The sequence below is a fragment of the Micromonospora sp. PLK6-60 genome (genome assembly GCF_019890675.1).
GTDB lineage: Bacteria > Actinomycetota > Actinomycetes > Mycobacteriales > Micromonosporaceae > Micromonospora.
Window position 1 is genome coordinate 37,779 of sequence record NZ_JAIOAA010000007.1, and the last position, 26,000, is coordinate 63,778.

A 26,000-nucleotide genomic window follows, 5' to 3' on the forward strand; every position below is an offset into this window, starting at 1 on the left:
GGGTTCACGATAGAAAGGTCGAGCGGTGGATCACATGGACTGGGCGCTGCTGCGGGAGCTGCAGGCCGACGCCCGGCTCTCGTTCAGCGAGCTGTCCCGCCGGGTGCACCTGTCGCCGCCGGCGGTGGCCGAACGGGTGCGCCGGCTGGAGGAGGCGGGGGTGATCACCGGCTACCACGCGCACGTGGACCTGGCCCGGGCCGGCCGGACGGTGGTCGCGCTGATCCGGATGTCCTGCTACGGGTCCCGCTGCATCCTCAACGACCCGGAGGTGGCCGGCTGGCCGGAGATCATGGAGATCCACCGGATCACCGGCGACGCGTGCAGCGTGCTCAAGGTCGCGGCCGGCTCGATCACCGAGTTCGAGCGGGTGATCGACCGCCTCGCCCCGTACGGGCAGCCGTCCAGCACGATGGTCCTCTCCACCCCCCTCGACTGGCAGCCCGTCACGCCGCTGGCGTGAAAGGAGGGGCCCCTTATTAACAGACGTCTGTTAATAAGGGGCCCCTCCTTTCACCTCGGGCGACGGACCGGGGGTTTGCCCTCGGGCCAGCGGGAATGCAGCCCCCGCTGCCCGTCAGCAGGATTCCGGTGCGGACGCACCGGGAGGGGGGAATCATGCGGGGGCTTCACGTGTCACAGCGCGCCCTTTCGGCCGTACTGGTGCTGCTCGGCCTGGTCGGGGCGTACGTCCTGTCCGCCGGCACAGCGGCGCGGGCGGGCGAGAACACCTTCGTCGAGGTCACGCCGAACAGCGTGCAGGCCGGCAAGCGGGTGAACATCCGGGCCAGCTGCGACAACAGCGCCACCACCAACGGCAACAACAACCGCGGGGCGACCGTACGCTCCGACGCCTTCAGCGGCCCGGTGACGCTGCGGTCGGACAACGGCTTCCTCACCGGCGCGACCACCGTGCCCGGCAACAAGCAGCCGGGTGACTACCCGGTCGACCTGCGGTGCGACAACGGCCAGACGGCCTCCACCATGCTGACCGTGCTGAACATGGCGCAGCCCAGTAAGGGCCCGGCGACCGGGGGCGGCGGCACGGCGGGCGGCGGCCCGGGCGTCGGCTCGCTGCTGCTGGTCGGCGGGCTCGCCGCGGTGGCGGTGGTGGCCGGCCTCGGCGCCCGGCGCAGGACCACGTACCACCGCTGAGTCGGGGGTGCGGCGATGGTCCGCTCAACTGACCGTGCCGGCCGCGGCGGCCGGCGGGACGACCCGGCCACCCGGCGCCGGCGGCGGGTACGCGGCGACGCCCCGGCCGGCCGGGACCGGCGCGCCCACCGGGGCGGCCGGCACCGGCGGAGCCGGGGCGCGGGCGATCGGGTCCGGCGGGCGCTGGGGCTGGCCGTCGGGGCGTCGCGGCGGGTCGTGCGGGTGGCCGGGCACACCGTCGCGGCCAGCGTGGCCACCCCGGATCCGGGAGCCCGTCCGGTCCGCGCCGCGGCCGTCCGGCCGGTACGCCGGTATCCCGGCTGGCAGCGCGGGCCGGGGGCGCCGGTGCTGGTGGTCGCGACGGTGATGGCGCTGATCGTGGCGATGCTCGGGGTGGAACGGTTCACCGGGGTGAACGTGCTGCCGGAGCAGCTCAGCGCGGGGCTGCGCCCGCCGCCGAGGAAGTTCCCGGTGCTGCCGGCCAGCCCGCCGACGAACCTCACCATCGGCAAGATCGGTCTGCGGGCGCCGGTGCACCCGGTCGGCATCGCCCGCGACGGCAGCATCGACGTGCCGGCCACCGCCCGGGCCCAGGAGGCCGGCTGGTACGACCAGGGCCCGACCCCGGGACAGTACGGTCCCGCGGTGATCGTCGGTCACGTCGACACCACCACCGGCCCGGCCGTCTTCCACGACCTGAAGAGCCTGGCGGACGGGGACCGGGTGGAGGTCACCCGGCAGGACCGGTCGGTGGCGGAGTTCGAGGTCACCGAGATCCGGCGGTACGGCAAGGAGCGGCTGCCGGTGGACGAGATCTACGGCGACTTCAGCCGGCCGAACCTGCGGCTGATCACCTGTGGCGGGCGCTGGGTGGGCGGCGAGACCGGGTACGCCGACAACCTGGTCGTCTACGCGTCACTGGTCGGGGCGCGCTGACCGGGCCGTGCGCCGGCAGGACCGGTCGGCCGCGCTCAGGCCGCCTCGGGCTCGCGCAGGTCGAGCCAGTCCGCCCAGCGCGGGTCGGGCGCCCGGTGGCCGAGCACCCGCCAGGCCGTGCCCTTCGGCGCGGCCGGCAGGTTGTGCAGCCGCCAGCCGAGCTCGGCCGGGGTCTTGTCGCCCTTGGTGTGGTTGCACCGGGCGCAGGCGGCGACGACGTTCTCCCAGGCGTGCCGGCCGCCCCGGCTGCGCGGGAAGACGTGGTCGATGGTCTCGGCGGGCCCGCGACAGTAGGCGCAGCGCCAGCCGTCCCGGGCGAAGATCGCCCGGCGGGACAGCCCGACGTGGGTGCGGTACGGCACCCGGACGAAGCGGGTCAGCCGCACCACCGAGGGCACCGGTAACGCGTTGCGGGCGCTGTGCAGGAACCCTTCGCCGTCGGCCACGCAGACGGCCTTGGCGGAGAGCACGAGGATCGCGGCTCGACGCACCGACACGACACACAGCGGCTCGTAGGTGGCGTTGAGGACCAACGCGCCGGAGCCCACCGTGGGTCGTATGTCAGGCATCGTGCTCACCCTCCCGGTCCAGCCGCTCCCACCGCGTTCGCGTCGGCCGGGCCCGGGGGCAGCCGGCAACCACGCCGACGCCGGCGGGACCGCCGACGTCCGTTGCGCCAATCGTCCCTGATCGGAACCGGGATTGCACGTACTAATCCGGGGTCCCCGGTGAAGCTTTCTCGACCTGTGACACGATGACCGGTTTCGGCCCGGTTGATCACCGGGGCCGAAGGCCGGGTCACGACGCGGAGGGTCGAAAGCGGACGGCCCAGCGCCGTGCGGTACGAAGACAGCGTGATTTCCGTCAGCTTCCCGACCCTTGTCGCGGCGCTCCCGCCGATCACCCGCGAGAGCCCGAGCGCGGAGTGCATCGACGACCCACTCTGCGAGTTCGCCTACAAGCTCACCGGCTCAACCTGGTTCGCCGAGGGCAGCTACTGGATCGTGGTGAAGCCGCTGCGGATCGTGCTGATCGTGCTGCTCGCGCTGATCGCCCGGTGGGCGCTGCACCGCACGATCAACCGGCTGGTCCGCACCACCGGCCAGAGTTCCGTGCCGACCCTGCTGCGCCCGCTGCGCGAGCGGATCCCCACCGCCGCCGCGGAGCCCGGCGAGTTCGTCCCCGAGCGGCGCCGGCAGCGGGCCGCGGCGATCGGCTCGGTGCTGCGCAGCGTGGTCACCGCGTTCGTCTTCGGCATCGCGCTGCTGATGATCCTGCGCGAGTTCAACTTCGACCTGGCCCCGCTGCTGGCCAGCGCGGGCATCGTCGGCGTGGCGCTGGGCTTCGGCGCGCAGAGCCTGGTCAAGGACCTGCTGGCGGGGCTGTTCATGCTGATCGAGGACCAGTACGGGGTGGGCGACACGGTGGACCTGGGCGAGGCGACCGGGGTGGTCGAGTCGGTCGGCCTGCGGGTGACCACCGTCCGCGACGGTCGCGGGGTGCTCTGGTACATCCGCAACGGCGAGATCGTCCGGGTGGGCAACAAGAGCCAGGGCTGGGCCCTGGTCGTGGTGGACCTGCCGATCGGCTTCGCCGGGACGGAGGAGGCGACGGCGGTGCTGCGGACCGCGGCGGAGTCGGTGGCGCTGGACCCGAGCCTCGCCGAGGAGATCGTCGAGCCGCCGAACGTGCTGGGCGTCGAGCAGATCACCGTGGACGGCGCGGTGATCCGGACGGTGGTGAAGACGACCGCCGAGGGGCAGTTCGCGGTCGGCCGGGAACTGCGCCGCCGGCTGGCCGAGGCGCTGGACAACTCGGGCATCACCGCGCGGATCGCCGCCGCCCGCCTGCTGCCCGGCGTTCCTGCGGTCGAGCCGACCGAGACGGGCCGGGGCGGCAGCACCTGAGGAACCGGGACGCAGCGGGCGGCGCGGGCCGGCGGACGGCCAGCCCGCCGCGCTGGGCGGGCAGGGGTCGCGAGCCGCCCGACCCCTCAGGTATCGTCCGTTCGTTCAGTCGGAGATGCGACGATCAAGCCGTTCGCACTAGCCAGCCTTCGGACGATCGGGCAGAATCCGGTACACCGCGGCTCCGACGGGAGGCGCGCAGACGTCCTCGCTGATCCGGAGATCTGACGACGGTCCCCGACCCGCCATCACGAGTGGCCGACGGGGGACGATGGAGGCCACGGTGTCCGACGAGCGACCCCCCGCGGACGGGCCGGCAACCTTCCGCGAGGTGTTCGCCGAGGGTGAGTACCGGGCGATCTTCGCCGCCAGCGTGCTGTCCTGGCTCGGCGACTACGTGGCGCGGGCCGCCGTGACCGTGATGGTCTACCGCGAGACCGAGTCGGTCGCCCTCTCCGCCACCGCGTTCGCCGTGAGCTACCTGCCCTGGCTGGTCGGCGGGCCGCTGCTGACCACGCTCGCCGAGCGGTACCGCTACCGGTCGGTCATGGTCGCCGCGGACCTGGCCCGGATGGTGCTGATGGCGCTGGTGGCCATCAAGGGCCTCCCGGTGGCGGCGGTGCTGACGCTGCTCTTCCTGGTCACCCTCGCCAACCCGCCCAGCCAGGCGGCCAGGTCCGCGCTGCTGCCGGTGATCCTGCCCGGCGACCGGGTGGTGCTCGGGCTCTCCCTCAACGCCAGCGCCGGCCAGGCCGCGCAGGTCGTCGGCTATCTGGTCGGTGCGAGCATCGCCGTGGTCAACCCGACCGTCGCGCTGCTGCTCAACGCGACCACCTTCGGGCTCTCCGCGCTGCTGGTGCGGTTCGGGGTGCGGGACCACCCCGCCGCGATGACCGCCGCCCACCGCAGCCACCTGCTCCGGGAGACCGCCCAGGGCTTCCAGATGGTCTTCGGCACCCCGATCATGCGGGCCATCGCCCTGCTGGTCTTCGCCTCGATGCTCTTCTCCATCGTGCCCGAGGGGCTCGCCGCCGCCTGGGCGGACGACCATCACGACGGCATGCAGGCCGGCCTCAGCCAGGCGGTCATCATGGCGGCCAACCCCGTCGGGTTCATCCTGGGCGGCCTGCTGATCGGGCGGATGGTGGCGCCGGCCCGCCGGCTGCGCCTGATCCGCCCGCTGGCGGTCTTCTCCCCGCTGGTGCTGGTGCCGGCGTTCCTCAATCCGCCGCCGACGGTGGTCGCCCTGCTCGCCGCCGCCTGCGGCTTCGCCGTGGCCGGTCTGCTGCCGACGGCCAACGGCCTGTTCGTCCAGGTCCTGCCGGACGGCTACCGGGCGCGGGCGTTCGGCGTGATGGCCACCGGCGTGCAGGTGATCCAGGGCGCGGCCGTGCTCGTCACCGGCCTGCTCGCCGAGCGGTTCCCGATCCCCAAGGTGGTCGGGGTGTGGAGCGCGGCGGGCGTGCTGCTGATGCTGCTGATCACGCTGCGCTGGCCGAGCGCGGCGGCGGTGGACGCGGCCGTGCGGGCCGCCGGGCACCGCCAGCCGGCCGGCCAGGCCGCCCGGGTGGTCGCGCCCCGCTCCGCGCCCGCCCAAGAGGGGCCGACCAGCGGGATCACCGCCGCCACCCGCTGACCGGACCCGCGCCACCCCGCCGGGCGACCCCCGTGCCGCGCGCCTGGCAGGATGGAAGGGTGACTGCCGCAACCGGACCCGACCGCCCCCAGCCGTCGATCACCCTCTTCGAGGCGGTCGGCGGCGAGCCCACGTTCCGCAAGCTGGTGGACGAGTTCTACGCCGGGGTGGCGACCGACCCCCTGCTCCGCCCGATGTACCCGGAGGAGGATCTCGGGCCGGCGGCCGACCGGTTGGCGCTCTTCCTCATGCAGTACTGGGGCGGCCCGAACACGTACTCGGCCACCCGTGGGCACCCCCGGCTGCGGATGCGGCACGCACCCTTCCAGGTCGACGCGGCGGCCCGGGACGCGTGGCTGCGCCACATGCGACGGGCGGTCGAGTCGCTGGACCTGGCGCCCGAGCCGGCCACCGCGCTCTGGGACTACCTGGAGCGGGCCGCCTACTTCATGGTCAACGTGGCCGAGGACCCGGCGGGCTGACCGGCACCCGGGTCGCCGCCGGGCCGCGCGGTCAGAGCAGGGCGCCCTCGTCGTGCAGCCAGTCCACGAAGCTGGTGGCGACCGCCGCGCCGCAGTCGAGCATCTCGATCAGCAGCGCGTCGTGCGTGCCGGCGCCCAGCGGCACCTGAAGCTCGGCGTAGATCGGCAGCTGGCCCCGCTCGGTCGGGTCGCCGATGTACGCCTTGCAGAACCGGCGGGTGTGATTCCACTCGTTGACCACCCGGTAGGCCCGGTCGGCCCAGTCGGGCGGGACGGTGGCGTGCGGGCGGGCCCGCATCACCAGGATCTCGTCCTCCGGCCCCTCGAGGGTCACCAGCACCGCGTGCCGCTCCCACATGGCCAGCAGGTTGCCGTCGCCGTCGGCCAGATATCGCACGTCGAGCAGGTCGAGCGCGTCGCAGACCCGGCCGAGGCTCACCGGCTCGACGGTGGTCGCCATGTCCGCGATCGGGGCCCGCTCAGCGGCGGGCGCGTCGTCCCCGGGCTGTCGTTGGGTCGGTGGACCGACCCGTACGGTGCCCTCCACTGTGACCCCGCTTCGACCGTCGTCCGGATCGCCGCCACCGGCGGGCCCGGGGCGCCATGACCACCACGGCATCGCTCGCGCACCTCACTCCCCAGCGGATCCAGCCGCATACCGTGCGTTGGATCCGAGGATGGACGGTACCCGGACAGCCGGGTTGAAGCATCCCCCCAACGACCGCCCCAACCCAGAAGAACGACCATGGGTCATCCGTTCGGCCGATCAATGCACCGGTCGGACGACCAGGCCGCCGGGCTTCTGCGACCAACTCGCGCCGTACGGGCCGACCAGGCCGACCCACCGGCCGGCCACCCGGACCTGGACCCGGCCGTCGCCCGGCGGCGCGGCCCCGGCGGCCGGCGCCGCGCCGAGGAACCCCATCCGGACCAGCCCCTGGACCAGGCGCTGTGGCACCTCCACCGGTGGGGCGTCCGGGGTGTCCTCCGGGGTGACCACCACCGCCACGTGGTCCAGCAGCGCGTCCCGCAGCGCCCGCTGCCCCACCGCGCGGCCGGCGACCCCGTGGGTGGCCGCGCTGCGCAGGGTGCCCGCCGCCGCCTCGGCGATCCGCCGCACGTCGGCCACCGGCAGCAGCTCCACCGGCCGGCTCACCGGCGGCGGCAGCGGCCAGCGCCACTGCGCGTCCCGCGGCCCGGGCAGCGCGGTGCCACCCCGCTCCAGTTCGGACAGCAGCTCGCCGGCGGCCACGGTGACGTCCCCGGGGCCCGCCCCGGCGACCGTGCGGACCACCAGCACGCCCCACGGCAACCGGGCCCAGAGGGCCGTACGGCCGCCCTCGGGCGCCGGGCGGAGCCGGACCACGGCGGCCCGGTCCAACCGGACGAGGCGCGCCAGGAAGGCCCCCGCGTCGGCCACCCCGGCCAGCCCGTGCCCGCCGCCGGTGGTGGTCGGCCCGCCGACCGTCGGGCTCACCCCGGGCCGCCCGGCAGCGCGTACCGGCTCAGGAAGGCCCGCTCGTCGGCGCTGATCCGCCGGGGCCGCTGGGTGGACAGGTCGAACGGCACCAGCACCGAGCGGGCCCGGCTGGCCAGCACGTCACCGTCGTACAGCTCGTAGTCGACGGTGAACCGGGCGGCCCGGATCTCGGAGATCCACAGCTCGATCCGGACGGCCGGGGCCGCCTCCGCGGTGGCCCGGCCCAGCGCGTAGTCGACCGGGCGCAGGTAGTCGACCTCGTGCCGGCGGATGACCACCCCGTCGGCGAACGAGCCCACTCCCCACGCCCGGCCGCCGGCGAACATCAGCGCCACCCGGGCCTCCTCGTAGAGGGTGAGGAAGCGGGCGTTGTTGATGTGGCCGTACGCGTCCAGGTCGGACCAGCGCAGCGCGCAGTGATAGACGAACCGGTCAGTCACGGGTGAGCTTGCGGTAGGTCACCCGGTGCGGCCGGGCGGCCTCGGCGCCGAGCCGGTCGATCTTGTTCTTCTCGTACGCCTCGAAGTTGCCCTCGAACCAGAACCACTTCGACGGGTCCTGGTCGTCGCCCTCCCAGGCCAGGATGTGCGTGGCGACCCGGTCCAGGAACATCCGGTCGTGGGAGATGACCACGGCGCAGCCGGGGAACTCCAGCAGCGCGTTCTCCAGGCTGGAGAGGGTCTCCACGTCCAGGTCGTTGGTCGGCTCGTCGAGCAGGATGACGTTGCCGCCGATCTTCAGCGTCAGCGCCAGGTTGAGCCGGTTGCGCTCGCCACCGGAGAGCACCTTTGTCGGCTTCTGCTGGTCCGGCCCCTTGAAGCCGAACGCGGCGATGTACGCCCGGGACGGCATCTCGACCTTGCCCACCATGAGGTGGTCCAGCCCGTCGGAGACGACCTCCCAGACGGTCTTGTCGCCGTCGAGGCCCTGCCGGTTCTGGTCGACGTACGACAGCGAGACGGTCGGGCCCACCTTGACGTCGCCGCCGGTCGGCTGCTCCAGCCCGACAATGGTCTTGAACAGGGTGGTCTTGCCGACGCCGTTCGGGCCGATGATGCCGACGATGCCGTTGCGCGGCAGCGAGAACGACAGGTTGTCGATCAGCAGCCGGTCGCCGAAGCCCTTGCTGAGGCTGTGCGCCTCGATGACCGTGCTGCCCAGGCGCGGGCCCGGCGGGATCTGGATCTCCTCGAAGTCCAGCTTCCGGGTCTTCTCCGCCTCGGCGGCCATCTCGTCGTAGCGGTCCAGCCGGGCCTTGGACTTGGTCTGCCGAGCCTTGGCGTTGGAGCGGACCCACTCCAGCTCCTCGGAGAGGCGCTTCTTCATCTTGGCGTCGCGGCGCCCCTCGACGGCCAGCCGGGCGGCCTTCTTCTCCAGGTAGGTGGAGTAGTTCCCCTCGTACGGGTAGGCCCGGCCGCGGTCCAGCTCGAGGATCCAGTTGGCCACGTTGTCCAGGAAGTACCGGTCGTGGGTGATGGCGATGACGGTGCCGGCGTACTTGGCCAGGTGCTGCTCCAGCCACTGCACGCTCTCCGCGTCCAGGTGGTTGGTGGGCTCGTCGAGCAGCAGCAGGTCGGGCGCCTCCAGCAGCAGCTTGCACAGCGCCACCCGACGCCGCTCACCGCCGGAGAGCTTTGTCACGTCGGCGTCCGGCGGCGGGCAGCGCAGCGCGTCCATGGCCAGTTCGAGCTTGGAGTCGATGTCCCAGGCGTCGGCGTTGTCCAGTTCCTCCTGGAGCCGGCCCATCTCCTCCATCAGCTCGTCGGAGTAGTCGGTCGCCATCTCCTCGGCGATCTTGTTGAACCGCTCGAGCTTGGTCTTGATCTCCGCGACCGCCTCCTCGACGTTGCCGAGGACGGTCTTGCTGTCGTTGAGCGGCGGCTCCTGGGCCAGCATGCCGACGGTGAAGCCGGGCATCAGCCGGGCCTCGCCGTTGCTCGGCTGGTCCCAGCCTGCCATGATCTTGAGGAGGCTGGACTTACCGGCGCCATTCGGGCCGACCACACCGATCTTGGCCCCCGGCAGGAAGTTCAGCGTCACGTTGTCGAGCACGACCTTGTCGCCGTGCGCCTTGCGCGCCTTTTCCAGGACGTAGATGAACTGGGCCACGGTGCGGGCTACCTCCGTCGGTTGCGATCGTGGGCTTGCGGGGCGCGGGCTGCGACCTCCGCCCGCCGCCGCCGGCCGGGAGCCGGCCGCGCGCACGCCATCGTCAATCCTGACAGGTACGGCCCGCTCCGCCCACATCACCCCACCCCGGGGGTACGCGGCGTGCCTCGTTGTGCACGGCGGTATAACTCGTTAGCGTCATGGTATGACCAAGAAGATCGCGATCAGCGTTCCCGACGATGTCGCGGAGCGGCTGGCCAGGGAACCGAACGTCTCCGCCTTCGTCGCCGAGAGCGTGCGTCGGGTGATGGCGGGCGAGCGCACCAGGCAGGCACTGCGGAATGTCGGTTTCGCCTTGACGGACGCCGGGCTGGCGGAGGCGGGCAGAAAGCTCGACGAGGCGCAGGCGAAGATCACCCCGGAGTTGCGCGCGGAGGCGGCGGCCCTGCTGAGCGAGTCCTCCCGAGGGCGGCTGGCGATCCATGGCTGAGGCAGGCCTGGTGCTCGACACCGGTTGCCTGCTGGCCTACTCGAACGGCGCCGAGGCGGTCGGAGAGCAGATCGCGAAGGTGGCGGACAAGGGGCAATCGGTGATCATCCCGGCGCTGTGCCTCGCTGCGGCGTATCGACAGGTGAGCACCGACGGCTGGCCACTCCTGGACATCCTCGGTGACCTGGAACAGGTGGTCGTCAGGCCGGTGGAGCACGACATGTGCATGTTTCTCGGCGGCTGGTCGCGAGGACTCGGCAGCATGGATCTGGCGCAGGCCGCGCTGGAGGCGGCGCGGGCGACCACCCCGCTGATGACGGATCGGCGGGAGTTGCTCGGCGAGGTGCTGCCCAAGGAATGGCCGATCATCGACCTCTGACGAGGGGGTTGTCAACAAGATCACGATCGTGGTTCGGCGGTTCTGGGACGGGTAGGTAACTCCGGCACGGGGCATCAGAGGCCGCAGCTACGCTCAGTAGGCTCAGCGCGGTGGACCCGTCAGCACCCGGAGGTGGCCGATCGTGACCGTCCGTAGCTCCTTTGTCGTAGTGGCGAACCGACTGCCGGTCGACGAGGTGAGCACACCCGAGGGACGCCAGTGGCGGCGCAGCCCCGGCGGGCTGGTCACCGCGCTGCACCCCGTCCTCGCCGAACACCGGGGCACCTGGGTCGGGTGGGCCGGGGGCACCGGGCCGGCGCCCGAGCCGTTCGACCTGGAGGGCATCCGGCTGCACCCGGTGCCGTTGAGCGCCGAGGAACTGGAGCGGTACTACGAGGGCCAGTCCAACGCCACCATCTGGCCGCTCTACCACGACGCGGTGGAGACCCCTGCCTACAAGCGCCGCTGGCGCGAGGCGTACCGGCTGGTCAACGCCCGGTTCGCGGAGGCCGCGGCGGAGGTCGCGGCCGAGGGGGCGACGGTCTGGGTGCAGGACTACCAGCTTCAGCTGGTGCCGGCGATGCTGCGGGAGCTGCGCCCCGACCTGAAGATCGGGTTCTTCCTGCACATCCCGTTCCCGCCGATCGAGCTGTTCATGCAGATGCCGTTCCGCACCGAGATCCTGCGCGGCCTGCTCGGCGCGGACCTGATCGGCTTCCAGCAGCGGCTGGCCGCGCAGAACTTCGTCCGGCTGGCCCGGCACCTGCTCGGGCTGCGCTACGAGGGCCAGATGATCCAGGTCGACGGGCGGCAGGTGAAGGCGGGCGCCTTCCCCATCTCGATCGACACCAAGGAGATGGAGCGGCTGGCCGAGGACCCGGCGATCCAGGCCCGGGCCAAGCAGATCCGCGAGGAGCTTGGCAACCCGAAGACCATAATTCTGGGCGTCGACCGGCTCGACTACACCAAGGGCATCGAGCTTCGGCTCAAGGCCTTCCGGGAACTGCTGGCTGACGGAAAGTTGACAGTTCCTGAGGCGGTTATGGTGCAGGTGGCCACGCCCAGCCGGGAACGCGTCGAGCACTACCAGGCACTTCGGGTAAAGGTGGAACGCGAGGTTGGCCGGATCAATGGTGAATTCGGCCGGGTCGGCGTGCCGGCGGTGCATTACCTGCATCAGTCGTACAGTCGCTCTGAACTGGCGGCGATGTACGTCGCTGCCGACGTGATGATGGTGACCCCGCTGCGAGACGGAATGAATCTGGTGGCCAAGGAGTACGTCGCATCGCGCGCCGACCAGGGCGGCGCGCTCGTGCTCAGTGAGTTCGCCGGCGCCGCCACCGAGCTGCGTCAGGCATTTCTGTGCAATCCGCACGACCCCGACGCGGTCAAGGACGCCCTGCTGAAGGCCGTGCACGTGGAGCGCCCCGAAGCGCGCCGCCGCATGCGTATCATGCAACGCCACCTGCGCAGCCACGACGTCGGGCACTGGGCCAAGTCCTTCCTGACCGAACTGGGTGTGCCCGATGCGGAGGAAGCCGCGTGACCACCGCCCTCAACGCCCCGACCAGTCCGTCCGGGGTGATGGATCCTGAGCTGCGCGCCGCCATCGGGCGGATCGCCCGGGTTCCGCAACTGCTCATCGCCTGCGACTACGACGGCACCCTCGCGCCGATCGTCGAGGATCCGAGCAAGGCCGTACCACTACCCGAGTCCGTCGCCGCGGTCCGCGCGCTGGCCTCGCTGCCGCAGACCACCGTCGCGGTGGTCTCCGGGCGGGCCCTGCGCGACCTGGCCGCGCTCTCCCGGCTGCCGAGCGAGGTGCACCTGGTCGGCAGCCACGGCTCCGAGTTCGACATCGGCTTCGTCGAACGGCTCTCCCCCGAGCTGATCGCGACCCGCACCCGGCTGCGCGACGCGCTGCGCGAGATCGCCGCGACCCACCCCGGCGTACGCCTGGAGCGCAAGCCGGCCAGCGTCGCCGTGCACACCCGCGGGCTGGATCCGCAGGTCGCCGCCTCCGCCATCGACGCGGTCCGCAGTGGCCCCGCCACCTGGGACGACGTCACCGTCACCCAGGGCAAGGAGGTGATCGAGCTGTCGGTGGTAGCCACCCACAAGGGCACCGCCATCGACCAGTTGCGCACCCAGCTGGCGGCGAGCGCGGTGCTCTTCATCGGCGACGACGTCACCGACGAGAACGCCTTCGGCAACCTGCAGGGCCCCGACGTCGGCATCAAGATCGGCCCCGGCGACACGAAGGCCGACTACCGGGTGGCCGAGCCGATCGAGGCGGCCCGGGCGCTCGGCCTGCTGCTGGAGACCCGGCGGCACTGGCTCTTCGGCGAGCGGGCCGTCCCGATCGAGCGGCACTCGATGCTGGCCAACGGCCGCACGGTGGCGCTGCTGACCCCCGACGCCAAGGTCACCTGGCTCTGCCACCCGAAGCCGGACTCGGCCGCGATCTTCGCCGACCTGGTCGGCGGCAGCCCCGCCGGGCACTTCACCGTCGGCCCGGAGCGCGGCGGCATCCCGCTCGGCCAGCGCTACCGCAACGGCACCATGACCGTGGAGACCCGCTGGTCCGGCCTCACCGTCACCGACTGGCTGGACCTGCCGGCCCGGGAGACCACCCCCGACGGCCCGGCCGTGGTCACCGGCGACTCGGCGCTGGTCCGGGTGCTCACCGGTTCCGGCCGGGCCCGCATCGAGTTCGCGCCGCGGCCGGAGTTCGGCCAGGTGGCGGTGCAGCTCCAGCCGATGGACGACGGCCTGCTGGTGCTCGGCTCCAACGAGCCGGTCGCGCTCTACTCCCCGGGGGTGGAGTGGGAGGTCGGCAACGACGGCGGGTACGAGACCGCCAAGGCCGTGGTCGACCTGCGGGCGGCCGGCGGCCAGGTGGTGCTGGAGCTGCGCTTCGGCACGCAGAGCCTGGAGCACCACCGGGTGCCGATCCACGAGCGGCAGGCCGCGGCCGAACAGCCGTGGAAGGACTGGGTCGGCACGCTGCGGCTGCCCGGCACCGCCCGGGACCTGGTCGCGCGCAGCGCGCTCACCCTGCGCGGGCTGGTGCACGGGGCGTCCGGCTCGATCCTCGCCGCCGCGACCACGTCGCTCCCCGAGGAGCTGGGCGGCGTCCGCAACTGGGACTACCGCTACTGCTGGCTGCGCGACGCGGCGATGACCGCCCGGGCGCTTGTCGACCTGGGCTCGACCGAGGAGGCCGAGGGCCTGCTGCGCTGGATCGACGGCGTCGTCGAGCGCACCGGCGGGCACCCCGAGCGGCTGCACCCGCTCTACACCGTCGACGGGTACGAGCTGGGCGCCGAGGCGGTCATCGACACCCTGCCCGGCTACGCCGGCTCCCGTCCGGTCCGGGTCGGCAACCTCGCCAACCACCAGCTCCAGCTCGACGTCTTCGGCCCGATCGCCGACCTGATCGCCGCGGTGGCCGACGCCCGGGGCTCGGTCCGGGAGGACGAGTGGCGGGTGCTGGACAACATGGTCGAGGCGGTCCGGCGCCGCTGGCACGAGCCGGACCACGGCATCTGGGAGGCCCGCCTGCCACCGCGGCACCACATCTTCTCCAAGGTGATGTGCTGGATGACGGTGGACCGGGCCCTGCACGTGGTGCGCCAGCACGGCGGCGAGGACCGGCCCGAGTGGGTGGAGCTGCGCGACCGGATCGGCGCCAATGTGCTGGAGCACGGCTGGCACGAGGATGCGGAGGCGTACAGCGTCGCGTACGGGCACGACGAGTCGGACGCCTCGTCGCTCTGGATCGGCCTCTCCGGGCTGCTCGCCGGCGACGACCCCCGGTTCCTCTCCACCGTGCTGAAGATCGAGGCGGACCTGCGCAGCGGGCCGGTTGTCTACCGCTACCACTGGGACGACGGCCTGCCCGGCCGGGAGGGCGGCTTCCACATCTGCACGGCGTGGCTGATCGAGGCGTACCTGCGCACCGGCCGGCGCACCGACGCGGAGGAGCTGTTCGCCCAGATGGTCGACACCGCCGGCCCCACCGGCCTGCTCCCCGAGCAGTACGATCCGCTCGCCGAGCGGGGGTTGGGCAACCACCCGCAGGCGTACAGCCATCTGGGTCTGATCCGGTGCGCCCTGCTGCTGGACAACATGCTCAAGCAGTGACCTGACGCATCGCACGGCGGCCCGGGACCTCGGTCCCGGGCCGCCGTCGTCGTAGCCGCGCGCCGGCACCGCGCCGGTCCCGGTGATCGGGCGGTCCCGGTGATCGGGCGGTCCCGGCAGTTGCGGTGGCGAGGGGCCGAGGCGGAGCCGGACCCGTCGACCCCGCCGCCCAGCGGGACCTTCCTCGCAGCCTTTGCTCTGCTGCCGCCGAGGCAACACCTTTGGTCCAGCAGTGTTGCCGGGGCTGCAGCAGAGCAGGGGCTGCGAGGAGTGTTGCGTGGGTTGAAGCAGAGCAAAGGCTGCGCAAGGGGCACGCCAGGAGGGGCGATCGGGTTGCGACAGCGCCGACGCATGACCGCCGCGGGCAGTACGGCGGCGCCCAGCCGAGCCGGCCGTCACGGCAGACGACGCGAAAGCAGGCGCCAGCAGGCACCGAAGGACCGGCCCGAGCAGGCACCGGACGGCCGGCGCCGATCGGCTTCCGGACGCGGCGGCGCGGGTGCTGCGGGGTGCACGGCGGGTGCGGGTGGCTAAGACTCCGGTGGCTCCGCGGCGTGCGCGGCGGCCAGGGCGTCCACCACGTCGCCGATCACCACGATGGCGGGCGGACGCAGCTGGGCGGCGACCACGTCGGCGGCGACCTCGCCCAGCGTCGAGCGCAGCGTGCGCTGGCCGCTGGTCGTACCCTCCTGGATCACCGCGGCCGGGGTCCCGGCCGGCCGGCCGTGCGCGACCAGCGTCGCCGCGATCGCCGGCAGGTTCTTCAGGCCCATCAGGACGACAAGGGTGCCGCGCAGCCCGGCCAGCGCGTCCCAGCGCACCAGCGAGACCGGCGAGTCGGGCGCGACGTGCCCGGAGACCACGGTGAACTCGTGCGCCACCGCCCGGTGGGTCACCGGCACGCCGGCCACCGCCGGCACCGCGATCGCGCTGGTCACCCCGGGCACCACGGTGACCGGCACGCCGGCCTCCGCGCAGGCCAGCAACTCCTCGCCGCCCCGGCCGAAGACGTACGGGTCGCCGCCCTTGAGCCGGACCACGAACCTTCCGGCCAGGGCCCGCTCCACCAGGATCCGGTTGATCTCCTGCTGGGCGCGGGACGGGCCGTACGGGATCTTCGAGGCGTCCACCAGTTCGACGTCCGGCCGCAGTTCGTCCAGGAGCAGCCCGGGCACCAGTCGGTCGGCGACCACCACGTCCGCCTCGGTGAGCAGCCGCCAGCCCTTGACGGTGATCAGCTCCGGATCGCCCGGCCCGGCACCCACCAGCGCCACCCGGCCGATCGGGCCGGCAGAGGTGTTAACAGGGGGCCCCTGCTCTGCCGGAGGCGTTAAGAAGGTGCCCTTCCTTGCACTCAGGAGGTGGCGGATGGCGTCGCGGACGGTCATCGCGCGGCGGGGGTCGCCGCCGCCCAGCACGGCGACGGTGACCGGGCCGTGCCGGGTGACCGCCGGGGTCCACGCGGTGGCCGCGGTGCGGTCGTCGGCCCGGACGCAGAAGATCCGGCGCTCCTCGGCGGCGGCGCTGACCTCGGCCGCGGCGGTAGGGTCGTCGACGGCGACCTGGACCAGCCAGGCGCCGTCCAGGTCGCCCGGCCCGAACCGGCGCGCCGCCCAGCGCAGCCGGCCCGCGTCGACGTGCGACCGCAGCGCGGGGGTCAGCTCCGGCGAGACGAGCAGCACGTCCGCCCCGGCGTCCAGCAGCGCGGGGACCCGTCGGGTGGCGACCGCTCCCCCGCCGACCACCACCACCCGGCGGCCGGACAGGTGCAGCCCGAGCGGGTACGGGCTGGGGCGGTCGCCGCCGGGCTCGTTGGCTGCCTCGGTCACTTCTCGGCCACCCCGGCGGCGTCGAAGGTGGCGACCTCGTGCAGCACCCGGACCGCGCCGGTGACCACCGGCAGGGCCAGCAGGGCGCCGGTGCCCTCACCGAGCCGCAGGCCGAGGTCGAGCAGCGGGGTCAGCCCGAGGTGCCGCAGGGCGACCCCGGCGCCCGGCTCCGCCGAGCGGTGACCGGCGATCATCGCGCCCACCGCGTCCGGGGCGAGGGCCGCGGCGGCGAGCGCCGCGCTGACCGCGATCACCCCGTCCAGCAGCACCGGCACCCGGCGGGCCGCGGCGCCGAGGATGAACCCGGTCAGCGCGGCGTGTTCCAGGCCACCGACCGTGGCGAGGACGCCCAACGGGTCGGCCGGGTCCGGGGCGTGCCGCCGCAGCGCGGCGCGGACCACCTCGATCTTGTGGCGGTGGGTCGCGTCGTCCACCCCGGTGCCCCGGCCGGTGACCGTCGCGGGATCCGCGCCGGTGAAGGCGGCCACCAGGGCCGCGGCCGGGGTGGTGTTGCCGATGCCCATGTCCCCGGTGAGCAGGATGCCGGCCCCGGCGTCGGCGAGCCGCTCGGCGACGGCGATCCCGGTGCGCACGGCCGCGCCCGCCTCGTCGCGGGTCAGCGCGGCGGTGACCGTCATGTCCCGGGTGCCCGGACGCACCTTCGCCGCGATCAGCCGCGGCCCGTCGAGGCCGGTGCCTCCGGGCAGCCGTGCCGCCCCGGCCGGCAGCCGCGCGGCGCCGGCGTCCGGCGACCCGGCCGACCCGGCGGCCGGCTCCGGCAGCGGGGTGGCCACCCCGACGTCGACCACGGTGACCGTGGCGCCGGCCTGCCGGGCGAACGCGTTCACCACCGCGCCGCCGGCCAGGAAGTTGCCCACCATCTGCGCGGTGACCTCCGTCGGCCACGGGGTCACCCGCTGGGCGTGCACGCCGTGGTCGCCGGCGAAGACGGCCACCGCCGCGGGCTCGGGCAGCGGCGGCGGGCAGTGGCCGGCCAACCCGGCGAGGCGTACCGAGAGTTCCTCCAGGGCGCCCAGCGAGCCGGCCGGCTTGGTCAGCCGCCCCTGGAGTTCGCGGGCCGCCGCCATCGCGCCGGGGTCGAGCGGCCGGATCGCCGCGACGGTCTGCTGCACTGTCATGCCTCCAGGATCTCCGCCAGCGTCCGCGTGAACGCGTCGGTGGTGGCCGGGTCACGAACGGCCAGCCGCAGCCAGTCCGGGCCCAGGCCGGGGAAGGTGTCACCCCGGCGTACCGCCCAGCCGCGCTCCCGCAACCGCTCGCGCACCTCCGCCGCGCCGGCCAGCTGGATCAGCACGAAGGAGCTGGCCGGGCGGCCGGCGACGCGTACCCCGGGCAGGGCCGACAGGCGGGCGACCAGGTGGTCGCGGTCGGCCGCGAGCCGGTCGGCGAAGGCGCGTTCGGCCGCGACCGCGGCCGGCGTCGCGCACGCCGCGGCGGCGGCCAGCGCCGGGGTGGAGACGGCCCAGAGCGGCTGGGTGGCGGCCAGCCGGGCGACCAGTTCGGGCGGGGCGAGCAGGTAGCCGATCCGCAGGCCGGCCAGCCCCCAGGTCTTGGTCAGGCTGCGCACCACGACCAGGCCGGGCAGCTCCGGCCGGCCGGCCAGCGACTCCGGCTCGCCCGGCACCGTGTCGGCGAACGCCTCGTCGACCACCAGGATCCGGCCGGGGCGGGCCAGCGCGGCCAGGTCCGCGGCGGGGTGCAGCACCGAGGTCGGGTTGGTGGGGTTGCCGACCATCACCAGATCGGCGTCGTCCGGCACCCGGGCCGGGTCCAGCCGGAAGCCGTCGGCCGGGTCGAGCAGCACCCGCTCCACCCGGTGCCCGGCGGCCCGCAGCGCCGCCTCCGGCTCGGTGAACTGCGGGTGCACCACCACCGGCCGGCGCACGTCGGACAGCGTCCGGGCGAGCAGCACGAACCCCTCGGCGGCACCGGCGGTGAGGAGTACCTCCTCCGGGGGACGGCCGTGCCGGGCGGCGACGGCGGCCCGGGCCGGCCCGGGGTCCGGGTACGCGGCCAGCTCGCCCAGCGCGGCGACCAGCGGATCGGCCAGCCAGTCCGGCATCGGGTCGCGCCGGACGTTGACCGCGAGGTCGACCAGGCCGGCCCCGACCTCGGCGTCCCCGTGGTGGGTCAGGTCCGGTTCCGGCCCTGTCGTCCCGTCCTGTTCCCGGACCGCTCCGGGCCCGGCATCGACCAGTTGACCACGCATGTCCGCGATCCTGCCGGGAAGCCGTCGTCCGGGACAGCGGATCCCGGCGTGCGCCGCGTCACCACCCGCCCGTTTATGAATTTTTCTCATTTCCGAATCGGAAATGTCATAGCTTGGCGACGTGAGCAACCGACCCCTTGCCGCCACTGGTCGAACCGTTCCTCTCCTCCGCGCCGGACTGATCGCCGGGATCGTCGTCGCCGCCGCGCTCTATCCGTTGGCCGCCGTCACCGGCATCGGCGCCAAGGCCACCGCGCACGCCGTCGAACAGAAGACGGACATCCTCCGCGAGGCGCTGCCCGCCGAGACCTCCTACCTGTACGCGCCCGACGGCAAGACCGTGCTGACCATGTTCTACGAGGAGTACCGGCAGTACACGAAGCTGCGGGACATGTCGCCGAACATCCAGCAGGCGATCGTCGCCGCCGAGGACAACCGCTTCTACCAGCACCACGGCGTCGACCCGAAGGGCGTCGCCCGGGCCTTCGTCGCCAACGCCCACTCCAGCGGCGTCTCCCAGGGCGCGTCCACCTTGACCATGCAGTACGTGCGGATGGCCCTGCGGGACAGCGCCAAGACGCCGAAGGAGGTCCAGGAGGCCACCCAGCAGACCAGCCTGCGCAAGGTCAAGGAGATGCGGATGGCGCTGGACGTCGAGAAGTCGCTGACCAAGGAGCAGATCCTGGAGCGCTACCTCAACTCGGCGTACTTCGGGCACCGCGCGTACGGCATCTACGCCGCCTCGCAGATCTTCTTCTCCAAGACCCCGGCCACCCTCACCCCGGTGGAGGCGGCCACCCTCGCCGGCCTGGTCAAGTCCCCGTCCGAGTACGACCCGATCACCTCGGACCAGAAGGACGCCACCGGGCGGCGCAACTACGTGCTCGACAACATGACCCGCCTCGGCTACATGTCCCCGGACGCGGCGGCGGCGGCCAAGAGCGAACCCATCCAGCTCAGGCTGACCACCCCGGCCAACGACTGCGCCTCGGTGCCGAAGAAGTTCAACAGCTGGGGCTTCGCCTGCGACTACGTGAAGAACTGGTGGAGCGCGCAGCCCGCGTTCGGGGAGAACTCGCTGGAACGGATGGACAAGCTGCGCCGCGGCGGCTACCACATCGTGCTGAGCATCGACCCGAAGATCCAGGAGGCGGCCGAGAAGAACGTCGGCGCCCAGGCCGGCAGCCCGTTCGCCAACGGCATCGTGGTCACCGAGCCGGGCACCGGCCGGGTCAAGGCGATGGCGGTGAACCGGACGTACTCGCTGGACCTCGACGAGAACCCGCCGACGTCCAACCCGGAGGCCGACCCGAAGGTCAAGGCGAGCTATCCGAACACGGTGGCGCCCCTGCTCGGCGGCGGCACGCTCCCCGGCTACCAGGCCGGTTCGACGTTCAAGATGTTCCCGATGCTGGCCGCCCTCAACGCGGGCATGCCGCTGTCCACCACGTACAACTCGCCGTACCGCTACCAGTCGAAGGTTTTCGACGGCTGGGCCCCGTCCAACGCCAGCGGCGCGATGACCGGCGTGCAGACCATGTGGTCGGGCTTCGGCAAGTCGGTGAACACCTACTTCGTCCAACTGGAGGAGCGGGTCGGCGCGGAAGCGGGGGTTCGCCTCGCCGAACAGCTCGGGCTGCGCTGGCGCACCGACGTCGACCGGGACCAGGCGTCCCCGGCCAAGGCGAAGAAGTGGGGCGCGTTCACCCTCGGCGTCTCCGACGCCACCCCGCTGGAGATGGCGAACGCGTACGGCGCGGTCGCCGCCGACGGGCGCTACTGCGAGGCCATCCCGGTCATGTCGATCAAGAACCGGGACGGCACGCCCACCACGTACACGACGGCCGCCGGGATCGAGCGGGAGGTCGCCAAGCCGCGCTGCCGGCAGGTGGTGAACGCCGACGCGGCGCGGGCCGCCACCGACGCCGCCCGCTGCCCGACCGGGGACACCCCGGCCAAGGGCGGCTGCGGGGGCTGGTCCACCGCGGACAGCGTCCGGGGCACGGTCGGCCGCCCGGTGGCCGGCAAGACGGGTACCACGGACAGCACCCGCTCCGCCTGGTTCGTCGGCTACACCCCGGAACTGGCCGCGGCCAGCTTCATCGCCGACCCGGACAACCCGTTCAACGCGGTCGGCGACGGTCAGGCCGAGGTCCCGGTCAACGCGGTGGCCCAGACGCTGCGCGACGCCCTCAAGGGCAAGCCGGTTCGCCAGTTCACCCCGCCGTCGGACCAGATCGTCGGCTGAGCACCGCACCGGACCGCCCGGGGGTGCGCCCGGGCACCGGTCAGGGGGTCCGCGTCGGCGACGCGGACCCCCTGACCGTCGTCGCGCCCGGTCAGCGCAGGTCCGCCGCCACCAGGGACCACAACTCCAGGTCCACCCGCGCGCCCCGGACGATGCCGGCGTTGCGCAGCAGCCCCTCATAGCTGAAGCCGGCCTTCTCGGCGACCCGGCGGGACGCCACGTTGCCCGGCGCCACCCGCAGCTCGACCCGCTGGAACCCGTGCTCCAGCAGCAGCGCGATGGCCACCGCGTCCACCGCCTCGGCGGCCAGGCCGAAGCCGCGGGCGTGCGCGGCGACCGCGTAGGAGATCTCGGTGAGCCGGGCGCCCCAGTCGGTGCGCCGGGTCCACAGGCAGCCGACCACCCGGTCGTCCTCCCGGCGGACCAGCGCCCAGTGGTCGCCGTCGCCGCTGTCCCGGCGCTGCCGGGCCAGGTCCGAGCACCAGGCCCGGCCGTCGATCCGGCCGGTCGGCTCGGCCAGCGGCAGCCAGCGCTGGGTCTGCCGGTCGGCGAAGACCTCGTCGACCGCCGCGACGTCCGCCGGCAGGTGCGGCCGGACCTCGGTGCGCGGGGTGGAGACGGTCAGCGCCGGAAACCGGCGGACCGCGACCTGGCCGATCACCGGGCCGCCTCCGCGCCCTCGACGCCGGCCGGCTCGGCCCCGGCCGCGGCGACCAGCCGGCCGGCGATCTCCGGGGCGGCCGCCCAGTGCAGGCTCAGCTGCGAGGCGTGCACCCCGCGCCAGACGAACCCCTCCGGCGCGCCGCCGTCCCAGCTCCACGCGGGGGTCTGTCCGGCCCGCGGGGTCAGCACGGCGGCGTGCTGCTTGTGCCCGACCAGCACCGCGCCGGCCGGCGCGACCACGCTCGGCGTGCAGGCGGTGGCCTCGCGGTAGCCGACGACCAGGCCGTCCCGGGTGTGCCCGGCGGCGTCCAGCACCCCGCACATCGGCGCCCCGTCCAACTCCCGGGCCAGCCAGAGCAGGCCGGCGCCCTCGGCGAGCACCGGCCGGCCGGTCCGCGCCAACTCGGCCACCGCGATGCACAGCCGGCGGTTGGCGGAGAGCTGCTCCGCGTACGTCTCGGGCAGGCCGGCGCCGACGACCAGCGCGCGGGTGCCGGCGGGCAGTTCCTCGTCGCGCAGCGGGTCCACGGTGACCACCTCGGCCCCGGCGGCGCGCAGCAGCTCGACCGTCTCGGGGTGGCTGTAGCTGCCGCCCGCGGCACCGGCGACCGCGACGACCGGCGGGCCGGGGACGGCGACCGGCTCCGCCGGCTCGGGCGACCAGGCGGTGACCGTCAGCGGCGGCGCCGAGCGGGCCAGCCCGAGCAGCCGGTCCAGGTCGACGGTGGCGCTGACCGCGTCGCCCAGCCGGCGCACCGCGCGCACCGCCTCGGCCTCGCCGCCGATCGCCGGGAGCATCCCGTGCCGGCGGGCCGGCAGCACCGGGGGCAGCTCGTGGCGGCGCAGCGCACCGTAGACCGGCACGCCCAGGTCGTCCAGCGCCTCCCGCAGCATCGTCTCGTGCCGGGGCGACGCGACCCGGTTGAGGATCACCCCGCCCAGCCAGAGCTGCTCGTCGTACGCCCGGAAGCCGTGCACCAGGGCGGCCACCGACTGGCCCATCGCCGCGACGTCCACGACCAGGACGACCGGGCTGCGCAGCCGGAGCGCGACGGCGGCCGTGGAGTCCTCGTCGGGGCGGCCGGAGACCGAGTCGTAGAGGCCCATGGTGCCCTGGACCACGGCCAGGTCGGCCCCGGCCGCGCCGTGCGCGAAGAGCGGGGCGAGCCGGTCCGGGCCGGTCAGCCGGGCGTCGAGGATCCGGCCCGGGCGACCGGCGGCCAGGCCCAGATATGCGGCGTCGACGTGGTCGGGGCCGACCTTGAACCCCGCACCGGTCACGCCCCGGTCGGCGAGCGCGGCGAGCAGCCCGATGGAGAGCGCGGTGGTGCCGTGTCCCGAGGCGGGCGCGCTGAGCACGAGGCGAGGCACGGCGGTCATCATCGACTCCTCGGGGCGGGTGTGGTGGCGGCGGTGAGTGGGCGGCGGGAGCGTCGCCGGCGTGACGATACCGGGCCGGTGCGACCGGTGGCGGCCGTCGCACCGGCGGTCCGGGCGGCGTGACGGAGGGTCACCGGGCCACCGCTCGGGTGGCCCCGGTCATACGGGTAGCCTCGTGCTGTGTACCGGTTCCTCCTGACCCCCCGCTGGCTGGGCTACCTGGCGCTCGCGCTGGTCGCCGCCGCGGTGATGGTCCTGCTCGGCAACTGGCAACTGGACCGTTACCGCGCGCGTACGGCGGTGAACGAGCAGATCGACGCCGGGGCGCGGATGACCCCCGTGCCGGTGGCCGACGCGCTGGCCGCCCCGACCGGCGGTCGCGGCACGGCCGGCCCCGCCCCGGCCGAGTCGGTCAACTGGACCAAGGTCACCGCCACCGGCCGGTACGACACCGACAACCTGGTCCTGGTCCGGGGCCGGACGGTCGACAACTCGGTCGGCTTCGAGGTGCTCACCCCGCTGGTGCTCGCCGACGGCTCGGCCGTGCTGGTGGACCGGGGCTGGATCCCGCCCGCGCCGGGTGGCGCGATCGCCCAGCCGACCGTGCCGGACACCCCGGGCGGCGAGGTGACCGTGGTCGGCCGGGTGCACCCGAGTGAGCGCGGCGGCGCGGTCGACCGGCGCGACGGCCGGCTGGAGACCCGGCGGATCGACGTGTCCCGGCTGGCCCGGGAGCTGCCGTACGGGGTGCGGGGCGCGTACGTGCTGCTGGACGAGCAGACCCCGGCCGCCGACCCGACCTTCAAGGCGGTCCCGATCGGGCACACCAACAACTGGCAGAACTTCGGCTACGTGATCCAGTGGTGGATCTTCGCCGGGATGACCCTGATCGGCTACGGCTGGGCGGCCCGGCGCGAGGCCCGGGGCCGGGCGGGGCTGGACCAGCCGGGGCCGCCGGTGGACCGGGCCGCCGAGCCGGCGCCGCACGCACCCGCCTGACCCGCCCGACCGTCGACGGCCGGCGGGTCAGCCGCCGGCGACCCGGCCGGCGTGGATCGCCCGGACGGTGTCGACGGTGTCCGCCTCGGCGGCGGTCTTGTCGTGCCGGTAGCGCAGCACCCGGGCGAAGCGCAGCGCCATCCCGCCCGGATAGCGGCTGCTGGTCTGCACCCCGTCGAAGGCGATTTCGACCACCTGCTCGGGGCGGACCCGCACCACCCAGTCGCCCTTTTCCACCGCGAGGGCCAGGAAACGCTCGGTCTGCCAGCGCAGCACCTCGTCGGTCAGCCCCTTGAACGTCTTGCCGAGCATCACGAACTCGCCGGTGCCCGGGTCGCGCGCGCCGAGGTGGAGGTTGGACAGCCAGCCCCGCCGCCGGCCGCTGCCCCACTCGACCGCCAGCACCACCAGGTCGAGGGTGTGCCGGGGTTTCACCTTCACCCAGGCCGAGCCGCGCCGGCCCGCGTCGTAGGGCGCCGCCGGGTCCTTGACCACGACCCCCTCCTGGCCGGCGTCGACCGCCGCGGCGAACGCCGCGCCGGCCTGCTCGGCGTCGTCGACCTCGACCCGGCCGACCAGCAGCGACCCGTCGACCGCGCCGGCGAGGGCGGCCCACCGCTCCCGGCCGGGCCGGTCGATCAGATCCTGGCCGTCGAGGTGCAGCAGGTCGAAGAAGTACGGGGTGAGCACCGTCGACCCGGCGGCCTCGGCGGCGGCCAGCGTGGCCGGGGCGGCGGCGGCCCGGCCGGCGGTGCTCGCCGTGGTGCGCCGCGCGGCCCGGCCGGCGGTCTCCTGGAAGGGCAGCGGCCGGCCGGCCGGGTCCAGCCCGATCGCCTCGCCGTCGAGGACCAGCTCGCGGCCGGGCAAGGTGCGCACGGCGGCGACCACCTCGGGCACCCGGGCGGTGATCTCGTCCAGGCTGCGGGTGAAGACCGCGATCTCCGACCCGGAGCGGTGCACCTGGATGCGGATGCCGTCGAGCTTGACGTCGACCATCGCGGGGGTGCCGGTGGCGGCCAGCGCCTCGTCCACCGACGGCGCGCTCTGCGCGAGCATCGGGGCGAGCGGGCGACCGACCTGGAGCCGGAAGGCGGCCAGCGCGGGGGCGCCGCCGCCCAGCGCCGCGACCGCCACCGACCGCAGGTCACCGGCGAGCAGCAGGGCGCGCCGCACGGCGGCCACCGGCACCTCGGCGGCCCGGGCCACCGCGTCGGCGAGCAGGCCCGCCTGCGCGCCCTGGCGCAGCTCGCCGCTGAACAGGCCGATCAGCAGCCGCTGCTCGTCGGCGGTGGCCGCGGCGAAGAGCCGGTGCAGCAGCGCGCGCCGACGGGCCTGGGAGCCGGTGCCCGCGACCGCCGCGATCTCGTCGATGGCGGCGTCGACGCCGCCCACGGTCAGCGTCGGGGTGTCCGCCGGTGGCGGCAGGTCGCGCAGGCCGGCGTAGCCGACGCCGGTCTGCCGCTGGCGCAGCTCACCGGCGAGCCAGCCGGAGCCGGCCGCCACCTCGCCCGGGTCGAGCGAGCGCAGGGCGGCGGCGAGCAGCTCCACCTTGGCCCGCCGGCCGCTGGTGGCGCCGACCGCCGCGGAGGTGGCCGCCAGGTCGAGAAACCGCACGTCCACCATCCTGCCAGTCGGCACCGACACCGCCCGGCCGGTCGCGCCGACTCAGGCGGGGACCGGCTCCTCGATCCGCAGGCCCCGGGCGCGGACCTCGTCCGCCACCCGGGTCAGCTGCGCGTCGATGGCGACCAGAGCCGCGGAGAGCTCGCCGAGCTGTTCCTTGAGCGTGTCCTCGGGCCACGCGGAGACGTCCAGGTCCCCCAGAGCACGGACGGCGGCCTCCAGCCGCACCATCACCTCATTCGTACGCATGTTCGAAAGGCTATAACACCCCCGCGTCCGACACACCGCAAACTTCCTGACCGGGCGGG

24 protein-coding genes are annotated in these 26,000 nt (G+C 74.0%); 12 read left to right on the forward strand and 12 right to left on the reverse strand.

Annotated features, from left to right (window positions below; translation table 11 throughout):
• Positions 1 to 25 precede the first annotated feature (25 nt).
• The 3 genes from K7640_RS15480 (at position 26) to K7640_RS15490 (ending at position 2,091) form a co-directional block, all read left to right on the forward strand.
• On the forward strand, positions 26 to 463 hold the full coding sequence (locus tag K7640_RS15480; RefSeq protein ID WP_222955537.1) for an Lrp/AsnC family transcriptional regulator: 438 nt from the start codon (positions 26 to 28) through the stop codon (positions 461 to 463).
• 155 nt (positions 464 to 618) lie between these two features.
• A complete protein-coding gene (locus K7640_RS15485) occupies positions 619 to 1,155 on the forward strand; it encodes a hypothetical protein (protein WP_374198090.1) in 537 nt (178 codons plus the stop codon).
• Positions 1,156 to 1,170: 15 nt separating this feature from the next.
• Complete coding sequence (locus K7640_RS15490; protein ID WP_222955538.1) at positions 1,171 to 2,091, forward strand: class F sortase; 921 nt, start codon at positions 1,171 to 1,173, stop codon at positions 2,089 to 2,091.
• A gap of 35 nt (positions 2,092 to 2,126) precedes the next feature.
• Here the strand turns inward: K7640_RS15490 and K7640_RS15495 are convergent, their stop codons facing one another.
• Positions 2,127 to 2,660 (reverse strand): HNH endonuclease, encoded by a 534-nt coding sequence (locus K7640_RS15495; protein ID WP_222955539.1) that lies wholly within the window; start codon positions 2,658 to 2,660, stop codon positions 2,127 to 2,129.
• Positions 2,661 to 2,990: 330 nt separating this feature from the next.
• Between K7640_RS15495 and K7640_RS15500 the strand changes: the two genes are divergently transcribed.
• From K7640_RS15500 to K7640_RS15510, 3 genes are all read left to right on the forward strand, one after another.
• On the forward strand, positions 2,991 to 3,998 hold the full coding sequence (locus K7640_RS15500) for a mechanosensitive ion channel family protein (RefSeq protein ID WP_374198097.1): 1,008 nt from the start codon (positions 2,991 to 2,993) through the stop codon (positions 3,996 to 3,998).
• A 271-nt stretch (positions 3,999 to 4,269) separates the two neighbouring features.
• Positions 4,270 to 5,634: an MFS transporter gene (locus K7640_RS15505; RefSeq protein ID WP_222955540.1), complete on the forward strand. Its 1,365-nt coding sequence runs from the start codon at positions 4,270 to 4,272 to the stop codon at positions 5,632 to 5,634.
• Between the two features lie 32 nt (positions 5,635 to 5,666).
• A complete protein-coding gene (locus tag K7640_RS15510) occupies positions 5,667 to 6,116 on the forward strand; it encodes a globin (protein WP_222955541.1) in 450 nt (149 codons plus the stop codon).
• A gap of 31 nt (positions 6,117 to 6,147) precedes the next feature.
• Here the strand turns inward: K7640_RS15510 and K7640_RS15515 are convergent, their stop codons facing one another.
• The 4 genes from K7640_RS15515 to ettA form a co-directional block, all read right to left on the reverse strand.
• On the reverse strand, positions 6,148 to 6,735 hold the full coding sequence (locus K7640_RS15515) for a YbjN domain-containing protein (RefSeq protein WP_222955542.1): 588 nt from the start codon (positions 6,733 to 6,735) through the stop codon (positions 6,148 to 6,150).
• Positions 6,736 to 6,882: 147 nt separating this feature from the next.
• Positions 6,883 to 7,593 (reverse strand): hypothetical protein, encoded by a 711-nt coding sequence (locus K7640_RS15520; RefSeq protein ID WP_222955543.1) that lies wholly within the window; start codon positions 7,591 to 7,593, stop codon positions 6,883 to 6,885.
• On the reverse strand, positions 7,590 to 8,036 hold the full coding sequence (locus K7640_RS15525) for a thioesterase family protein (protein WP_222955544.1): 447 nt from the start codon (positions 8,034 to 8,036) through the stop codon (positions 7,590 to 7,592). Before K7640_RS15525 ends, K7640_RS15520 begins: the two co-directional genes overlap by 4 nt.
• On the reverse strand, positions 8,029 to 9,705 hold the full coding sequence (gene ettA / locus K7640_RS15530; RefSeq protein ID WP_222955545.1) for an energy-dependent translational throttle protein EttA: 1,677 nt from the start codon (positions 9,703 to 9,705) through the stop codon (positions 8,029 to 8,031). Before ettA ends, K7640_RS15525 begins: the two co-directional genes overlap by 8 nt.
• Positions 9,706 to 9,910: 205 nt before the next feature.
• Here ettA and K7640_RS15535 point away from each other — a divergent pair, with 205 nt between their 5' ends.
• The 4 genes from K7640_RS15535 (at position 9,911) to otsB (ending at position 14,720) form a co-directional block, all read left to right on the forward strand.
• Positions 9,911 to 10,195 carry a hypothetical protein gene (locus K7640_RS15535; protein WP_222955546.1) on the forward strand — a complete coding sequence of 95 codons (285 nt, stop codon included), beginning with the start codon at positions 9,911 to 9,913 and terminating at the stop codon, positions 10,193 to 10,195.
• The gene (locus K7640_RS15540; protein WP_222955547.1) at positions 10,188 to 10,574 is read left to right on the forward strand and encodes a hypothetical protein; all 387 of its coding nucleotides are present in this window, start codon (positions 10,188 to 10,190) and stop codon (positions 10,572 to 10,574) included. Before K7640_RS15535 ends, K7640_RS15540 begins: the two co-directional genes overlap by 8 nt.
• A 142-nt stretch (positions 10,575 to 10,716) precedes the next feature.
• Entirely contained in the window at positions 10,717 to 12,120 is a 1,404-nt protein-coding gene (locus tag K7640_RS15545) for a trehalose-6-phosphate synthase (RefSeq protein ID WP_222955548.1), read from the forward strand.
• Between the two features lie 38 nt (positions 12,121 to 12,158).
• Complete coding sequence (gene otsB, locus K7640_RS15550; protein ID WP_222955786.1) at positions 12,159 to 14,720, forward strand: trehalose-phosphatase; 2,562 nt, start codon at positions 12,159 to 12,161, stop codon at positions 14,718 to 14,720.
• 530 nt (positions 14,721 to 15,250) lie between these two features.
• Here the strand turns inward: otsB and cobA are convergent.
• From cobA to cobC, 3 genes are read right to left on the reverse strand one after another with little or no spacing between them, the layout of a single operon-like run.
• Complete coding sequence (cobA, locus tag K7640_RS15555; RefSeq protein ID WP_222955549.1) at positions 15,251 to 16,549, reverse strand: uroporphyrinogen-III C-methyltransferase; 1,299 nt, start codon at positions 16,547 to 16,549, stop codon at positions 15,251 to 15,253.
• On the reverse strand, positions 16,546 to 17,688 hold the full coding sequence (locus K7640_RS15560) for a nicotinate-nucleotide--dimethylbenzimidazole phosphoribosyltransferase (RefSeq protein WP_222955550.1): 1,143 nt from the start codon (positions 17,686 to 17,688) through the stop codon (positions 16,546 to 16,548). Before K7640_RS15560 ends, cobA begins: the two co-directional genes overlap by 4 nt.
• Positions 17,685 to 18,779, reverse strand: a complete 1,095-nt coding sequence (gene cobC / locus K7640_RS15565; protein ID WP_222955551.1) for an Rv2231c family pyridoxal phosphate-dependent protein CobC — start codon at positions 18,777 to 18,779, stop codon at positions 17,685 to 17,687. Before cobC ends, K7640_RS15560 begins: the two co-directional genes overlap by 4 nt.
• A gap of 121 nt (positions 18,780 to 18,900) precedes the next feature.
• On the opposite strand from cobC, the gene K7640_RS15570 reads away from it, so the two are divergent.
• Positions 18,901 to 21,027, forward strand: a complete 2,127-nt coding sequence (locus K7640_RS15570; protein WP_222955552.1) for a transglycosylase domain-containing protein — start codon at positions 18,901 to 18,903, stop codon at positions 21,025 to 21,027.
• Positions 21,028 to 21,118: 91 nt separating this feature from the next.
• On the opposite strand, the gene K7640_RS15575 is transcribed toward K7640_RS15570, so the two are convergent.
• Both K7640_RS15575 and K7640_RS15580 read right to left on the reverse strand, forming a co-directional pair.
• Complete coding sequence (locus tag K7640_RS15575) at positions 21,119 to 21,688, reverse strand: GNAT family N-acetyltransferase (protein WP_222955553.1); 570 nt, start codon at positions 21,686 to 21,688, stop codon at positions 21,119 to 21,121.
• A complete protein-coding gene (locus tag K7640_RS15580; protein WP_222955554.1) occupies positions 21,685 to 23,070 on the reverse strand; it encodes a cobyrinate a,c-diamide synthase in 1,386 nt (461 codons plus the stop codon). The genes K7640_RS15575 and K7640_RS15580 overlap by 4 nt, the downstream gene beginning before the upstream one ends.
• 180 nt (positions 23,071 to 23,250) lie before the next feature.
• On the opposite strand from K7640_RS15580, the gene K7640_RS15585 reads away from it, so the two are divergent.
• Positions 23,251 to 24,069 (forward strand): SURF1 family protein, encoded by an 819-nt coding sequence (locus tag K7640_RS15585; protein WP_308042566.1) that lies wholly within the window; start codon positions 23,251 to 23,253, stop codon positions 24,067 to 24,069.
• 27 nt (positions 24,070 to 24,096) lie between these two features.
• Here K7640_RS15585 and K7640_RS15590 read toward each other — a convergent pair whose 3' ends face one another.
• Together K7640_RS15590 and K7640_RS15595 are read right to left on the reverse strand one after the other, a co-directional pair.
• Entirely contained in the window at positions 24,097 to 25,683 is a 1,587-nt protein-coding gene (locus K7640_RS15590; RefSeq protein ID WP_222955555.1) for an ATP-dependent DNA ligase, read from the reverse strand.
• Positions 25,684 to 25,734: 51 nt separating this feature from the next.
• Positions 25,735 to 25,941 (reverse strand): hypothetical protein, encoded by a 207-nt coding sequence (locus K7640_RS15595; RefSeq protein ID WP_222955556.1) that lies wholly within the window; start codon positions 25,939 to 25,941, stop codon positions 25,735 to 25,737.
• Positions 25,942 to 26,000: the final 59 nt, after the last annotated feature.